The sequence below is a fragment of the Nitratireductor sp. genome (genome assembly GCF_017794765.1).
Lineage (GTDB): Bacteria > Pseudomonadota > Alphaproteobacteria > Rhizobiales > Rhizobiaceae > Nitratireductor.
In genome coordinates this window covers 2,752,647-2,767,775 of record NZ_CP051236.1, presented here as the reverse complement: position 1 = coordinate 2,767,775, position 15,129 = coordinate 2,752,647, and the positions used below count along the sequence as shown (strand labels likewise).

The 15,129-nt window shown below is 58.7% G+C and carries 13 protein-coding genes; 7 read left to right on the top strand and 6 right to left on the bottom strand.

Annotation, left to right across the window (positions count from 1 at the left end):
• Positions 1 to 14 precede the first annotated feature (14 nt).
• The gene (locus HF949_RS13155; protein ID WP_292895928.1) at positions 15 to 1,700 is read left to right on the top strand and encodes an NAD+ synthase; all 1,686 of its coding nucleotides are present in this window, start codon (positions 15 to 17) and stop codon (positions 1,698 to 1,700) included.
• A gap of 21 nt (positions 1,701 to 1,721) precedes the next feature.
• Here the strand turns inward: HF949_RS13155 and HF949_RS13150 are convergent, their stop codons facing one another.
• From HF949_RS13150 to HF949_RS13140, 3 genes are read right to left on the bottom strand one after another with little or no spacing between them, the layout of a single operon-like run.
• A complete protein-coding gene (locus HF949_RS13150; RefSeq protein WP_292895926.1) occupies positions 1,722 to 2,360 on the bottom strand; it encodes an ATP-dependent Clp protease proteolytic subunit in 639 nt (212 codons plus the stop codon).
• A gap of 39 nt (positions 2,361 to 2,399) precedes the next feature.
• Complete coding sequence (locus HF949_RS13145) at positions 2,400 to 2,756, bottom strand: SRPBCC family protein (protein WP_292895925.1); 357 nt, start codon at positions 2,754 to 2,756, stop codon at positions 2,400 to 2,402.
• Positions 2,753 to 3,067, bottom strand: coding sequence for an ArsR/SmtB family transcription factor (locus tag HF949_RS13140; RefSeq protein WP_292895923.1), 315 nt, complete (start codon positions 3,065 to 3,067; stop codon positions 2,753 to 2,755). Before HF949_RS13140 ends, HF949_RS13145 begins: the two co-directional genes overlap by 4 nt.
• A 147-nt stretch (positions 3,068 to 3,214) precedes the next feature.
• On the opposite strand from HF949_RS13140, the gene HF949_RS13135 reads away from it, so the two are divergent.
• Positions 3,215 to 4,432, top strand: a complete 1,218-nt coding sequence (locus HF949_RS13135; RefSeq protein ID WP_292895921.1) for an MFS transporter — start codon at positions 3,215 to 3,217, stop codon at positions 4,430 to 4,432.
• 46 nt (positions 4,433 to 4,478) lie between these two features.
• Complete coding sequence (gene gltX, locus HF949_RS13130; RefSeq protein WP_292895919.1) at positions 4,479 to 5,852, top strand: glutamate--tRNA ligase; 1,374 nt, start codon at positions 4,479 to 4,481, stop codon at positions 5,850 to 5,852.
• Here gltX and HF949_RS13125 read toward each other — a convergent pair.
• On the bottom strand, positions 5,770 to 6,867 hold the full coding sequence (locus HF949_RS13125; protein WP_292895917.1) for a DUF2865 domain-containing protein: 1,098 nt from the start codon (positions 6,865 to 6,867) through the stop codon (positions 5,770 to 5,772). The two genes, gltX and HF949_RS13125, sit on opposite strands and share 83 nt — an antisense overlap.
• A 168-nt stretch (positions 6,868 to 7,035) precedes the next feature.
• Positions 7,036 to 9,351 (bottom strand): NADP-dependent malic enzyme, encoded by a 2,316-nt coding sequence (locus tag HF949_RS13120; protein ID WP_292895915.1) that lies wholly within the window; start codon positions 9,349 to 9,351, stop codon positions 7,036 to 7,038.
• Between the two features lie 309 nt (positions 9,352 to 9,660).
• On the opposite strand from HF949_RS13120, the gene HF949_RS13115 reads away from it, so the two are divergent.
• On the top strand, positions 9,661 to 10,491 hold the full coding sequence (locus tag HF949_RS13115) for a UDP-2,3-diacylglucosamine diphosphatase (RefSeq protein ID WP_292895913.1): 831 nt from the start codon (positions 9,661 to 9,663) through the stop codon (positions 10,489 to 10,491).
• A 41-nt stretch (positions 10,492 to 10,532) separates the two neighbouring features.
• Here HF949_RS13115 and dgcA read toward each other — a convergent pair whose 3' ends face one another.
• The gene (gene dgcA, locus HF949_RS13110) at positions 10,533 to 11,516 is read right to left on the bottom strand and encodes an N-acetyl-D-Glu racemase DgcA (protein WP_292895911.1); all 984 of its coding nucleotides are present in this window, start codon (positions 11,514 to 11,516) and stop codon (positions 10,533 to 10,535) included.
• Positions 11,517 to 11,630: 114 nt separating this feature from the next.
• Here dgcA and HF949_RS13105 point away from each other — a divergent pair, with 114 nt between their 5' ends.
• From HF949_RS13105 to HF949_RS13095, 3 genes are read left to right on the top strand one after another with little or no spacing between them, the layout of a single operon-like run.
• Positions 11,631 to 12,821 (top strand): ABC transporter permease, encoded by a 1,191-nt coding sequence (locus HF949_RS13105; RefSeq protein ID WP_292895909.1) that lies wholly within the window; start codon positions 11,631 to 11,633, stop codon positions 12,819 to 12,821.
• An 8-nt stretch (positions 12,822 to 12,829) separates the two neighbouring features.
• Positions 12,830 to 13,642 carry an ABC transporter ATP-binding protein gene (locus HF949_RS13100; protein WP_292895907.1) on the top strand — a complete coding sequence of 271 codons (813 nt, stop codon included), beginning with the start codon at positions 12,830 to 12,832 and terminating at the stop codon, positions 13,640 to 13,642.
• Positions 13,643 to 13,651: 9 nt separating this feature from the next.
• Positions 13,652 to 15,025 carry an MlaD family protein gene (locus HF949_RS13095; RefSeq protein WP_292895905.1) on the top strand — a complete coding sequence of 458 codons (1,374 nt, stop codon included), beginning with the start codon at positions 13,652 to 13,654 and terminating at the stop codon, positions 15,023 to 15,025.
• Positions 15,026 to 15,129 lie beyond the last annotated feature (104 nt).

Below are 15,129 nucleotides of genomic sequence, written 5' to 3'. Positions count from 1 at the left end.
CGAACAGGAACGTCATGGCCCCCAAGTCTGCCCCTTCCGACATTCTGCGCATTGCCACCGCTCAGCTCAATCCGATTGTGGGCGATGTGGCTGGCAACCTGTCAAAGGCACGAGAGGCAAGGGCGGATGCAGCCCGTCATGGTGCCGACCTCCTTCTCTTCACCGAGCTTTTCATTGCCGGTTATCCGCCGGAAGATCTGGTGCTGAAGCCAGCCTTTGTCGACGCGTGCGAAAGGGCGGTTCGCGAGCTTGCTGAAGAGACAAGGGATGGTGGTCCGGGCGTCATCATAGGGGTGCCGCTGAAACGCGACAGCGGGCTGCACAATGCGGTGATGGTGCTGGATGGCGGCGAGGTGGTCGCCGAGCGCTTCAAGCTCGACCTGCCCAATTACGGCGAATTCGATGAAAAGCGTGTCTTTCAGCCAGGCCCGCATATGCCGGGACCCGTGAATTTTCGCGGTGTCCGCATTGGAATTCCAGTTTGCGAGGACATCTGGGGCGACCTCGATGTTTGTGAGACGCTGGCTGAATCGGGCGCAGAGTTACTCCTTGTGCCGAACGGCTCGCCCTATTACCGCGGTAAGGTTGAAGTGCGCCATCAGGTGGTCATTCGTCAGGTCATCGAAAGTGGGTTGCCCATACTCTATGCCAATCAGCTTGGCGGACAGGACGAACTGGTCTTCGACGGGGCGTCCTTTGCCATTCAGGCTGACAAGTCTCTCGCGTTTCAGATGAGCCAGTTCGAGGAAGCGGTTTCCATCTCGACCTGGAAACGCGAGGGAGAGGGGTGGCGCTGCGATGACGGTCCCATGTCGAAAATCCCCGAGAAGGAAGAAGCCGACTATCGAGCCTGCATGCTGGGCCTGCGCGATTATGTAAACAAGAATGGCTTCAAGAATGTCGTTCTGGGTCTTTCGGGGGGCATCGATTCTGCCATTTGTGCCGCGCTGGCGGTCGATGCACTGGGCGAGGAGCGGGTCCGCTGCATCATGATGCCGTACCGCTATACTTCCAAGGATTCGCTCAAGGATGCGGAAGACTGTGCCCGTGCGCTCGGCTGCCGCTACGACATCGTTCCCATCTTTGAACCGGTGGATGGGTTCTCCAACGCGCTTGGCCAACTCTTCGAGGGAACCAAAGAAGGTGTGACGGAGGAAAATCTGCAAAGCCGCACCCGCGGCACCATCCTGATGGCCGTCTCGAACAAGTTCGGCTCCATGGTCGTGACCACGGGAAATAAATCGGAGATGTCCGTCGGCTACGCCACGCTCTATGGCGACATGAATGGCGGCTTCAACCCCATCAAGGATGTGTACAAGATGCAGGTCTATGCCCTGTCGGCCTGGCGCAACACGACCGTTCCGCCCGGCGCGCTCGGGCCTTCGGGTGAGGTCATTCCGCAAAACATCATCGACAAGGCACCGTCTGCCGAGCTTCGTCCGGATCAGACGGACCAGGATTCCCTGCCCCCCTATCCGGTGCTCGACGACATTCTGGAATGTCTCGTTGAAGGAGAAATGAGTGTCGACGCGATCGTGGCGCGCGGGCACGACCGCGAAACGGTGCACCGGATCGAACATCTTCTCTATATTGCCGAATACAAGCGCCGGCAGGCTGCACCCGGTGTGAAGATTACCCGGAAGAATTTTGGCCGTGACCGCCGTTATCCGATCACAAACCGATTCAGGGATCGCTCCTAAGTGTATGCTTTCCTTGCTTCCTTACTTCTCTTGAGAAGGCACCGTATTCGATTGCGCTTCCAGCTCCTTCCGGGTTGAATAGACCCGGTCAACGAGGCCCCAGTCACAGGCTTCCTGTGCAGTCATGAAGAAATCTCGGTCGAGCGTGCGCTCCACGTCCTCTTCAGTGCGCCCGCAATGGTCCGCATAGAGCCGGATCAGCCTGCGCTTCAGCTTCAAAATATCTTCTGCGTGGCGCTGCACGTCGGATGCCTGGCCACGAAACCCGCCGGAAGGCTGGTGGAGAACGATGCTGGCATTGGCAAGGGCCGCACGTCGACCAGGCGCGCCCGCCATCAGGAGGAATGATCCCATGGAACCTGCCGTGCCCATGCAAACAGTTGCCACGGGACTGTTGATGAAGTTCATCGTGTCATAGATGGCAAAGCCGCTCGATACGACGCCGCCCGGCGAGTTGATGTAGAAGGAAATTTCCCGTTCCGGGTTTTCCGATTCCAGAAACAGGAGCTGCGCGCAGACGAGCGCGGCCGAATCGTCATTCACCTCGCCATTCAGAAAGATGATCCGCTCCCGCAGGAGCCGGGAGTAGATGTCGAAAGAGCGTTCGCCTCTCGGTGATTGCTCCACGACCATGGGGACGAGCGCCATCGTGTCGCGCATGCGCGAATCTCCTTGTTGTCGATGTCGTTAGGATGGACCTCAGGCGGCGAGCGCCGTGGGGCTTCCATTGCTGTTTGCCGCCATGCGGGGCAGGGCGCGCGGGCTATGGGTCAGTCGAAACCAGGTCTTTCCGTTTTCTGCCGGCCGGATTTCGAAGGTCACCAGGGTGTGCGGCATATTCGTCTCGGTGTCGCGCCAGGCATAGCGAACCCTGGAAAAAGGTATCGTGTCGAGAATTTCATAGTCCCGCGTGCCTGTTGCTTCATCCGGCTTCCCAAGCCAGATTTCTACCAGCTCGGGAATGGTAATCGCGCGCCAGACCTTCTCGGGAGATGATTCCAAAAAATACTCCAGAACGATGTTTTCATTTGCATTATCGTCTTTGGCGTCGCTCATTGATCCATCTCCCTGAGCAGCGTTTTGAGTTTGTCGACCCGCGCCGGCCAGAAGGCGCGATAGCGTGTCAGCCAATCAAGCACCGGCTCCATCCCTCCAGTCTTGATGCGATAGCGCATCTGCCGGCCCAGTTTTTGTTCTTCGATCAACCCAGCGCCGCGTAAAACGGCGAGATGCTGCGACACTGCGGGTTGCGACATCGCCAGACCTTCGCGCAATTCGGTCGCGTTACGCTCGCCGCCGCACAGTCGCTCCATAATTTGCCGCCGCGTGGGGTCCGCCAAAGCTTTAAATATCTCTGCTTCCGTCATGGGTATAAACATAAGTTGATTCTTATGTTTTGTGCAAGAGGGCTTGTGTTGACTGGCCCATTGCGCATTCGCATTGGCGGGCTAGGATGCGCCAAACCGCATCTGTGGCAGTCCCACGACCTCACGGGTCAAACATCAGAGCTTTTCATGTCCTACCTGAACTTTCTTCGCGAGAACGCGCGCTGGCTTGCGGGCGGATTTCTTCTGACGCTATTTTCGTCGTTCGGGCAGACATTCTTCATTTCGCTTTCTGCAGGTGAGATCCGCGAAGAGTATGGCCTCTCCCACGGCGCGTTTGGCACGCTATACATGGTGGCGACATTGGCCAGCGCATTCACCCTGCCGCGACTGGGACAGATCGTTGACCGCTACCCGGCGCGCAAGGTCACTCTCATCATCATTCCCCTTCTGGCGCTGGCCTGCATCTTCATGGCGCTATCGCATTCACTCCTCGTTCTGGTGGTGACGATCTACATGCTGCGGCTGTTCGGGCAGGGGATGATGACGCACAATTCATTGACGGCGATGGGGCGCTGGTTTTCTGCGCAGCGCGGGCGCGCGGTGTCTGTCGCGACCCTCGGCCACAATGTGGGCGAGGCAATTCTGCCATTGGCCTTCGTTGCGGTGGCTGCTCTCGTCGGCTGGCGCAACAGCTGGTTCATTGCCGCAGCCCTGCTTCTGCTGTTTGCGTTGCCGGTCATTTCCGGCTTGATCGCCGTTGAGCGTGCGCCACGCGCCAGCGATCCTGCCGAACGTCGCAGCACCACACGCGACTGGACGCGCGGCGAGGTTCTGCGCGATCCCGTCTTCTACCTGCTCCTGCTAGGTGTCATGGCGCCGGGCTTTATCGGCACCACGATCTTTTTCCATCAGGTTTATCTGGTGGAATTGCGTGGCTGGTCGCTGGAGGTGTTTGCCTCTTCCTTCACCTTCATGGCCTCGATGACGGTTGTATTCGCGCTGATCTCCGGACAATTGATCGACCGGTTTTCTGCGGTCGCGCTTCTTCCCGGCTTCCTCATTCCACTTGGCTCGGCCTGTCTCATACTTGCGGCCAGCGATGCCCAATGGAGTGCGTTTGTCTTTATGGGCCTGATGGGTGTCTCCTATGGGTTTTCATCCACTCTCTTCGGTGCGCTGTGGCCGGAGGTCTATGGAATCAGGCATCTGGGTTCCATCCGGGCGCTGACCGTGGCCATCATGGTCTTCGCAACCGCCATGGGCCCGGGCATTACCGGATTCCTGATTGATCGCGGCGTCAGCTATCCGCTTCAGATCGGGATAATGGGGATTTACTGCCTTGCAGCCTGCGTGATGCTTCTGTTTGTATCCCGTGGCCTCGCTGCCCGACAGCTAACCGCATAGTCGGTTCTCCTTGCCAATTGCAGCGCTTTTGGATAGGCCCGCACCCATGACCGTCACCGTTCGTTTCGCGCCGTCTCCGACCGGCCACATCCATATCGGCAATACGCGCACCGCGCTCTTCAACTGGCTTTACGCGAAGAAGCAGGGTGGGCGATTTATTCTGCGTTTCGACGATACGGATGTGGAGCGTTCCCGAAAGGAATACGCCGATGGCATCGCCCGTGATCTCGATTGGCTCGGGATCAACCCGGACCTCACCGTCGCCCAGTCTGATCGTTTCGCCCACTACGACGCGGCCGTCGAGAAGTTAAAGGCCGCTGGTCTTCTTTATCCCTGCTACGAGACCACGGAAGAACTCGAGCGCCGCCGCAAGATCCGGCTTTCACGCCGCCTGCCACCTGTTTATGGCCGTGAAGCGCTAAAGCTAACCGACGATGAAAAGGCTGCAATGGAGGCCGAGGGGCGCAAGCCGCACTGGCGCTTTCTGCTGCCGAATTACTCTGACGACCCATTTGCGCCCAGCCGAACTGAGGTGCATTGGGATGACGTTGTCCGCGGTCCGCAGACTGTTGATCTCGCTTCCATGTCGGATCCCGTACTGATCCGCGCCGATGGCACGTATCTCTACACGCTACCCTCTGTGGTCGATGATATTGATCTAGGCGTGACGCATATCATCCGCGGTGACGACCATGTAACGAACACGGGCGCCCAGATTGCCCTGTTCCGGGCGCTTGAGGCGCAGCCGCCGGCTTTTGGACATCACAATCTTTTGACAACCGCATCGGGTGAGGGACTGTCAAAACGTACAGGCGCCCTTTCCATCGCCAGCCTGCGTGAGGCCGGAATAGAGCCCATGGCGGTCGCTTCTCTGGCGGTGCTTATCGGCACGTCGGAGAACGTGACGGCGGCCCCCTCAATGGAAGAACTGGCCGCGCTTTTTGACCCGACTTCCACGTCTCGGTCGGCGGCGAAATTTGATCCTGCTGAATTATCGGGCCTCAGCCGACACCTCATTCAGGCTTTGCCATTCGGCCAGGTAGCAGCCCGTCTTTCGCGGCTGGGCATCGCCGGGGAGGATGCAGAGGCTTTCTGGCTCGCCGTCCGCGGCAACCTTGAGACGGTTTCCGAAGCAGAAGATTGGTGGCGGATTGTAAAGAAAAGCCCGGCCGAGCATGCGGATCTGCCGATAGAGGATCGGGAATTTGTCCGGGCCGCCGCAAAACATCTGCCGCAGGAACCGTGGGATGCGGACACCTGGCGCGCGTGGACCGGAGCAGTCAAGGCCGAGACCGGGCGCAAGGGGCGCGGGCTCTTCATGCCGCTGCGCATTGCCCTTACGGGGCGGGAGCAGGGTCCGGAGCTCGCAGGTCTATTGCCTCTTTTGGGTCGGGAAGAAACGCTGGCCCGACTATCCTGACGCGGCGTTGGGCTGCTTCATCATCGAACGAGCGAGATTGAGGAGTGTCGTCCAGGATCGGTCCTGCGACTTCACTTTGTGCTGACTCCTGTTTCGGAGGCACCGCCACATAAAAGCTTGATGTCGTTTCGCCGGTTGTCTCCTTGGCCACCACCTGGGTGTCTGACGAGTGAGTGGTCTCTTGAGTTGAGGCGCTCTCGGTATCGACCGCTTTTTCTCCTGCCAGGATTGTAAACCGTCTGTCCTTACGGCAGCTGCACGTTTCGCGAGAAACCCCTGTTCGACGGTAGCTGAATGCTTTCGGCAACTCACGGTACGGGGTGCCGTCTGCCGTCGAAATCATGTCCTCGGCTTCCTCGTTCAAAACGTCATGTGCATAGAGTGCGACTTCTGCTCCAGGGCAACGCGCCATGCAGGTCTTCTCATCCCGGGAGAATTTGTCCCTGGACACTGAAAACGAGATTGGGAAATAGTACCCGTCGCACGACCGCACGCACATGGTTTGAAAAACCGTGCTGGGGCGCTGCCGCTTGCGGGCCGCCGATGGCGTGCTTTGCTTGCTGCGCTCTTTGCTTTTTTTGCGCGTTTTTACGGCACCCTTGTCATAGCAATCGTTGGCTTTCAGCCTTGCCTGAATTCGCGAGCGTTGAGCTTCGGAGCCGCCACCGATACGGCCTTGCTGCCTGCGCAGTTTTGCGAGGTTGTTCTCCATGCTCGCAGCCGACTTTCTCAGCTGAGCGCATTCAGGAATTCGATTGCCGAAAATGCCGAAGCCACATTTCGCCTGCTTCATGCGCGCACGCACGATGCCAAGCTGTTGTTGCTGCTTCGCTATGGCTCGAGAGTAGTTCCGGCTTTTGCTGGAGGATCCGGAGGGCATGGCTGCGAGCCGCGCTTCAAGTGTCTTGCAAATGCGCGATGCCGTTTGGGCAGGAGAAATTGTGATCGCTACGACTGGCATGGCTGTAAAAGCCAGTAAAATCAATCGCAACAGGTATCTACCACCCAGACGCATCTTGTGCCCCGCCTGCACTTTCCGGCTGCCGCGCGAGCAGTCCGCATCGCGCTTTGCTATACATCACCGGTTGAGCCGCGAAGATAAGGCAACCAGGTTAAGCTACGGTTAGAGACATCAGTCTTTCTCCGATGCGCCTCTCAATTCATTCCGGCGCGCGACTGGCACTCAGCTGGTCATGACCGCCTTGCTTTTTTGCAATGCTTCCACGGCTGCCAGAGCAGTCATGTTCACAACCCCGCGCGAGGTGACCGAAGGTGTCAGAATGTGCGCGGGCATGGCCGTTCCAAGCAGGATAGGACCGACATGCAGCGCATCAGTCATGATCTTCAGCGTGGTTAGCGTGATATTGGCTGCGTCAAGGTTCGGGAAGACGAGAAGATTGGCCTCGCCGGAGAGCGACGCCTGCGGAAAGACGCGCTGGCGCAACACTTCCGAGAGCGCGGAATCGCCGTGCATTTCACCATCGGATACAAGATCGGGCGCGACGCGCTTCAGCGTCAGAGCGGCTTCGCGCATCTTGATCGAGCTCTCTGAATCGCGTGAGCCGAAATTGGAGTGCGACAACAGCGCCGCCTTTGGTTCGATGCCGAAGCGCCGAATTTCTTCGGCCGCCAGGATCGTCGTTTCCACGATCTCGGATGCCGTTGGGCAAAGGGTGACATAGGTGTCGGTGAAGAATGTTACACCGAACTGCGAGATCAGCATGGAAAGGGTGGAGAGATCGCACACGCCGTCGCGCTTGCCGATGATCATGTCGACATAGCGCAGGTGTTTTTCAAAGCGCCCTTCAAGACCGCAGATCATGGCGTCGGCCTCATCGCGCATCATGGCGATGGCGGCGATGACCGTCGTGTTGGTGCGGACGAGTGTCCGAGCAGCCTCCGGTGTCACGCCGCGCCGGCCCGCCAGTTGCACCAGCAGATCGACATAGTCGCGATAGCGTGGGTCGTCTTCCGGGTTGATGATGGCGAAGTCCTCGCCGGGTCGAATGCGCAGGCCATAACGCTTCAGGCGCGTTTCCACCACGTGCGGGCGGCCGATGATGATGGGCTCGGCAATGCCTTCCTCGATCACGACCTGTGCTGCCCTCAGAACACGCTCATCTTCTCCGTCCGCGTAGATGACGCGCTTCGTTCCCGCGACCTTGGCTGCGGAGAATACGGGTTTCATCACCAGGCCCGAGCGGAACACGAAGCGGTTCAGCCGATCGAGATACTGGTCCATATCCTCAATCGGGCGGGCTGCGACACCGCTTTTCATCGCCGCTTCCGCAACCGCCGGTGCAATGCGCAGGATGAGACGGGGGTCAAAAGGTGAGGGAATAAGGAAATCCGGTCCGAAGATGGGCGTCTCGGCGGAATAGGCGCGCGCTGCGACATCAGAGGGCTCTTCGCGAGCCAGACCGGCGATTGCCTTCACGGCGGCACGCTTCATCTCCTCGTTAATCGCGGTCGCCCCGACATCGAGCGCTCCTCTAAAGATGTAGGGGAAGCACAGAACGTTGTTCACCTGGTTCGGAAAGTCCGAGCGCCCGGTGCAGATCATGGCATCGGGCCTTGCCTCACGTGCCACGTCCGGCATGATTTCGGGCACGGGATTGGCGAGCGCGAGGATCAGCGGCTTTTCGGCCATGTTCGCCAGCATTTCCGGCTTGAGAACACCAGCCGCCGAGAGCCCGAGAAACACATCCGCGCCGCCAATCACGTCAACCAGCTTCCGGGCGTCGGTATCCTTCACATAGGGCGCTTTCCAGCGATCCATCTCTTCCTTGCGGCCTTCGTAAACGACACCGTGCCGGTCGGTCAGCCAGATGTTCTCGGTTTTTGCGCCGAGCGAAACAAGCAGATTGAGGCAGGCAAGCGCAGCCGCTCCCGCACCGGACGAAACGATCCTGGCGGTAGCAATGTCCTTGCCAGCCAGTTCGAGACCGTTCAGCACGGCAGCGGCCACGATGATAGCGGTGCCATGCTGATCATCGTGGAATACGGGAATGCCCATGCGGGCCTTCAGCCGTTCCTCGACTTCGAAGCATTCGGGCGCCTTGATATCTTCCAGGTTGATGCCACCGAAGGTTGGCTCGAGGGCAGCGATGGTTTCGACCATGCGGTCGATTTCGGGCGCGTCGATCTCGATGTCGAACACATCGATGCCGGCAAATTTCTTGAAGAGGACAGCCTTGCCTTCCATTACCGGCTTGGATGCAAGTGGACCGATATTGCCGAGCCCCAGCACTGCCGAACCGTTGGAGACCACGGCCACAAGGTTCGCTCTGGCCGTGTAGTCGGCAGCGCTCTTCGGATCGTCATGGATTGCCATACAGGGGGCGGCTACGCCGGGCGAATAAGCCAGGGCCAGATCGCGTTGATTGCCCAAGGGCTTGGTCGCCTGGATTTCCAGTTTGCCGGGGGTGGGGTAACGGTGAAAGAAGAGCGCGGCTTCGTCGAATTCTGATCGCTGCTGCTTCTTGTTGTCGGACGACATTGGCGGCTCCACATTATGGCTCTGGCGGCGTGGCCGTTTGGCTTGCGGCATTGCATCCAAGCGTCGCCCAGACTTTTGAAAAGATCGCGACGCTTACATGGTCTGATTCATCTCCTGTGCTTAGGCGCTCGCAGAGGCTTTTTCCAGCGTTGAATGTCGCGAAGCAGTTTCATGCGCTGGAATCATGTGCCGACCGGATATTTCGTGGTCTGATGGAGCCGATTTTCCGTATTGAAACGGTAGTCGTCATATGTCTGTGACATGAATCGGGCCATAGAATGCACGACTTAACAAGGCTCAGGCGGGACAATGACCGGCGCTGAACACCGCAGATTTCGTGCACTCTTCATCTCAGACGTTCACCTCGGCTCGAAACCGGCGAAAGCCGAGTTTCTGATCGATTTTCTGCGCTACCACGATGCAGAGAAGATCTATCTGGTCGGTGACATCGTCGATGGCTGGCGCCTCAGGCGATCATGGCACTGGCCAGCAGCACACAATGACGTGGTGCAGAAGCTCCTGCGCAAGGCGCGCAAAGGAGCCGAGATTACCTATATCGCCGGGAACCACGATGAATTTCTGCGCTCGTTTCAGGGCGTCCATTTCGGCGGAATCGTCGTGGCAGACAGGGTGGTTCACGAGACGAGCGACGGACGTAGGTTCCTCGTCATTCACGGCGATCAGTTTGACCAGGTCGTGCATAACGTACGCTGGCTCGCCTATCTCGGCGACAAGGCTTACGATCTTGCCATAGTCGTCAATCGCGTGATCGGGCGCGTACGGCGTGTGCTTGGGCGCCCTTACTGGTCTTTTTCCTCATGGGCGAAGATCAAGGTCAAGAAGGCTGTAAAATTCATAAGTTCGTTCCAGGATGTGCTTGCGCAGGAAGCCCAGCGGTCCGAGGTTGATGGTGTTATTTGCGGCCATATCCACCATGCTGCGATGGAGGATATCGGCGGGGTCACCTACATGAACACGGGAGACTGGGTGGAGAGTTGCACAGCCCTGGTGGAACATTTCGATGGTCGTTTCGAAATCATTACGTGGGCACAGATTCTCGATGCGCAACCCGTTGCCGGCGACGTTCGGGAAAACGGTGTGGTGACTGCGTTCCAGAGAGACCGGATCAAGGCCGCCTGAACGACCCTGACCCCCGAAGCGCTTCTAGCCCCGGAACAATTCTAGCCCCAAAGTTGAGGCGATGGCGGCGAGACCAGCGAGCCGGAATAGGAAAGCCCATGGGGGCGATCCTTGGCCAGAAGCAGTGGCCCGTCCAGATCCACGTAGTCGGCGCCCTGTGCAAGAAGAACAGCCGGCGCCATGGCGAGCGACGTACCCACCATGCATCCGACCATCACGCCGAAGCCCATTTCACGGGCGCGGTCTCGCAATTCCAGTGCGGCGGTAAGGCCGCCCGTCTTGTCGAGTTTGATGTTGACGAAGTCATAGAGCCCCGCGAGGTCTGGAAGGCTATCGGCGGTGTGGACGCTCTCGTCCGCGCAGATTGGCACAGGATGTGGAATTTCGCGCAGGATCTCGTCTTTTCCGGCGGGCAGGGGCTGTTCGATAAGAGCAACGTGGAATTCCGCCGCCGCCAAAATATTCTCGCGGATATTCTTCTCTGTCCAGCCTTCATTCGCATCCACGATCAGGCGGCTGTCGGGGGCAGCGCCTGCGACAGCATGAATGCGCGCTGCATCATTTTCGCCGCCGAGCTTGACCTTCAACAGCGGGCGGGTTGCGTGCGCGCGCGCCTGGGCAGCCATCTCCTCGGGTTCCGCAAGAGAAATCGTGTAGGCCGTCTGCAATGGGCGCGGCGGAATGGTGCATGCGGTTACGGAAGCGCGCCGACCGGAGAGTTTCGCTTCCAGATCCCACAATGCGCAGTCGACAGCGTTGCGCGCAGCTCCGGCAGGCATGGATTTGACAAGATCGGCGCGGGTGATGCCGTTGGCGATGTCTCCACGCACTGCTTCGATCTGGCTGATCACGCTCTCTTCAGATTCGCCGTAACGAGGGTAGGGCACACATTCGCCCTGCCCACGGACGCCGTTTTCACTCACCGTGCAGGTGACGACTCGCGCCTCCGTGCGCGACCCCCTGGAGATCGTGAAAACGCCAGCTATGGGAAAGCTCTCGATGCCTGTGGCCAATTCGCGTGTCATTTCCGCCCTTCTTCTCGCAAAAATCTCAATTATCAGAGGAACATGCCTTATATGGAGGCTCTGTGAGCCGGCAAGCGGTTCCCTTTGGACCTGCTCCACACTAATGATGGTGCCATGTTGACCAATTCCGTTGACGACGCAAGCGACGCGGGGAGCCCGGCCGGCCAGAGTGAGGAACCTCACCTGGAGACAGGCACCGAAGACGGTGTGCTTTCATGCCGCCTGACCGGCGCCTGGAACACACGCACCGTTGCGCGGGTCGATGCCCGTATGCGCAAACTGGAAGCGCAGGATGAGCCACAGCGCGTCCTGATGGATCTTTCCGGTATCAGCAGCCTCGATACGGCAGGAGCCTGGATCATCGAGCGCCTCGTCTATGCGCATCAGAGGCGCGGGGCCGAGGTCTCGATCAGCGGCGAAAGCGAGGCCGCCAAGATACTTCTGCCGGCAGTGCGGGGCGCGGTCGAACAGGACAGCGAAAGCAGGCCTCAGGAAAAAGGCTCGCTGCTTGTCAATCTGTTGGGGCGTATCGGCCACGCAATGTACGAGGCGCGGGACGATATCGTCTATGGCGCTCATATTCTGGGGGCTACCATAGGCGGCGCCCAGATGAAGCTTGGCCGCGCGCACGCCATTAATCCAGCCGCCATCGTCAACCAGATTGATCGGATGGGGGTGGGCGCGGTGCCGATTATCGTGCTGATGTCGGCCATCGTCGGCGCCATCATCGCCCAACAGGGTGCGTTCCAGCTGCGTTATTTCGGCGCGGAAATCTTTGTTGTCGACCTGGTTGGGATCCTCATTCTGCGCGAGCTCGGGGTGCTGATGACCGCGATCATGATCGCCGGCCGTTCCGGCAGCGCGATCACCGCTGAAATCGGCTCCATGAAGATGCGCGAAGAAGTGGATGCGCTGACCGTGATCGGTCTTAATCCGGTCGGTGTTCTCGTCTTTCCACGTCTCGTGGCACTCATGGTGGCAGTTCCCTGTCTCACCATCGTTGCCAATTTCGCAGCGCTCGGCGGCGCGATGCTGATCGCCTGGCTTTACTCTGGCATCCCACCGGAGGCATTCATCGATCGTCTGAGGGATTCCATCGATCTCTCAACGATTTTTGCCGGCTTGATCAAGGCACCCTTCATGGCTCTGATCGTCGGGATTATCGCTTCAATCGAAGGCATGAAGGTGGGGGGGAGCGCAGAGTCACTGGGAACACATGTCACCGCGTCGGTGGTCAAGGCCATTTTCGTGGTGATCGTCGTGGACGGAATGTTCGCCATTTTCTACGCGGCAATCGATTTTTAGGTGGCGGGATGGTGCTGATCGAACAACGGCAGGAAGAGCAGGCGGCGCAATCCCGGGATGTGGTTCTTTCCGTGCGTGATGTGACAGTGGGGTTCGGTGACACGCTGGTGCTCGACGGTCTTTCGCTTGACGTGTACCGTGGTGAAATTCTGGGCTTTGTCGGGGCTTCGGGCGCGGGAAAGTCTGTACTGTTGCGGACGATCCTCGGTCTTATCCGAAAAAGATCGGGAACCATTCACCTGCTGGGACAGGATCTCGATGCGGCGACGGATGAAGAGCGGCTGAAAGTCGACATGCATCAGGGGGTGCTGTTTCAGCACGGCGCGTTGTTTTCAGCACTCACGGTCCTTGAGAACATCCAGGTGCCGATGCGTGAATATCTGGATCTGCCGCGCGCACTGATGGATGAACTGGCTTACCTGAAACTCGAGCTCGTCGGCCTGCCGCGTAGTGCGGCGCCGAAATATCCCTCCGAACTCTCGGGCGGCATGATCAAGCGCGCAGCGCTTGCCCGCGCGCTTGCGCTGGACCCGGATATCGTATTCCTGGATGAGCCGACCTCCGGTCTTGACCCGATCGGCGCGGCCGAGTTCGATGAACTTGTCGGGAAACTGCGCGACACGATGGGCCTGACCGTCTATATGGTCACGCACGATCTCGATAGTCTCTTGACGGCGTGCGACCGCATTGCCGTTTTGGGTGGCAAACGTGTGCTCGTGGAAGGCACGGTCGAGGACATGCTTGCATGCGACGATCCTTGGGTGAAAGCCTATTTTAGAGGAAAGCGGGCTCGGCAGATCGACCGTACCGCGAGAGATTAGCAGGTTACCATGGAAACCAGAGCCAACTACGTTCTTGTCGGCTTCTTTACCGTGCTGGTCATTCTGGCTGCATTCGGTTTCGTGTACTGGAGCGCGAATATAGGGGACCGGGGCGATACGGCTGTGCTGCGGTTCAGAATTCCTGGCTCTGCATCCGGTCTTTCGCGTGGCAGCGCGGTGCTCTTCAACGGCGTAAAGGTGGGCGATGTTCGACGCGTTTATCTGGATCTTTCCAACCCAAGCGTTGCGATCGCCGATGCGGAGGTCGACCGCCTGACCCCGATCACACAATCCACGAAGGCAGATGTCGGATTGGCCGGGCTTACGGGCACGGCCAACATCGAGCTGACCGGTGGTAACCCCAGAGAGCCCAACCTCTTTGATCTGGCAGAAGAGCAGGATACGGTCGCGGAAATTCAGGCGAGCCCTTCGGCTGTCACCAATCTTCTTCAGACCGCGCAGAGCCTTTTGACGCGGGCCGACAATGTGGTGTCGCAGCTTGAAGGATTTACAAAGGACGCCCGGCAACCGCTGACGGACACGGTCAAAAACGTCCAGCGATTCTCCGAGGCCCTGGAGCGCAACGCGTCCGGCATCGATTCATTTCTTGCGAATGTGAGTTCGCTTTCAGAGACAATCTCTAACGTGTCGGGTCAACTCGACAGCACTCTGAAGGCCGCCGAGGAATTGATCGCTTCGGTCGATCGCGACAAGATTTCATCCATGGTGAGCAATTTTGACGAGTTTTCCGGTCGACTGGAGAAGGCGAGCCGCAACATCGATACGGTCATGTCCAGTGTTGAGGAGACCGTGCGCTCGATCGGTACATTTTCGACCAACGCCAACCAAACGCTAGCCAAGCTTGATGGTGTTCTGGACAGCGTGGATCCCGCTACGGTGAAATCCGCCGTCGGAAATTTCGAAGAGGCAAGCGCCACGGTGAACCGGGCAGCCAAAAGCATCGCCGATGTCAGCGAAACTGTGGACAAGCGCAAAGAAGACATCGATCAGTTCATAACCAATGCCAGCGAACTGGCCAGCCAGCTGAACAGGTCGTCGGTGCGGCTGGATTCGGTTCTCGCCAAGCTCGACGGCATGCTCGAATCCGGTGACGGTGAAGGCCTCATGGCCGATGCGCGTGAGACACTCAAATCGTTTCGCAAGATGGCTGAAACACTTACGGTTCGGGTCGATGCGATCTCCGGAAATCTCGAGCGCTTTTCGGGCGGCGGATTGCGAGAAGTCGAGTCGCTGGTGCGCGACGCTCGCCGCTCCATCAACCGGATTGAAAGTGCTGTCACGGACTTCGAGCAAAACCCGCAGCGCATCATAACCGGCGGAGAGGGGACAATTCGTCGTTACGACGGGCGGGTGCGACGTTGACATTCATGCGGCATCACCCCAAACCAGTTGGGATAGGGCCTTTAGTTTTTTGAACGATTTCAGGGGCTGGTCCCGCCGGGTTCACCGGCGTTCGGATTGAGGAG